General features: G+C 71.9%; 1 protein-coding gene. It reads right to left on the minus strand.

All coding sequences use genetic code 11. The features are described from left to right. Window positions 1-335, minus strand: a 335-nt coding sequence (locus BN358_RS22380) for a glycoside hydrolase family 3 N-terminal domain-containing protein (protein WP_304412783.1), incomplete at both ends; no start/stop codon positions are given.

Genomic DNA, 335 nt, shown 5'->3' on the forward strand with positions numbered 1-335 from the left:
AGGCGGGCGGCTCGCCGGCGTAGGCGTCCGCGTCCAGGAGGCCGAGTTCCTCCTTCTGAGCGAGGACGCGCAGCAGGGCGCGATCCACCCAGGCCTCTTCGAGCCGTCCGTCGCGGATCCGTTCCGCGAGCGGGGCCAGGTAGGCGTCGCCGTTGGGCAGTTCCACGTCGATGCCGGCGACCAGGGCCAGGGCTGCGGCCTCGCCGCGGTCGGCAGCGACGGCGTGCATCACCTGCAGGAAGCCGACCGAGAAGTAGTCCGACACGACAACGCCGGTGAAGCCCAGTCGTTGCCGCAGCACCCCGGTGAGCAGGTCGGCGTTCGCAGCCACGGGA

The sequence above is a fragment of the Sedimentibacter sp. B4 genome (assembly GCF_000309315.1).
In the GTDB taxonomy this organism is placed as follows: domain Bacteria; phylum Bacillota; class Clostridia; order Tissierellales; family Sedimentibacteraceae; genus Sedimentibacter; species Sedimentibacter saalensis.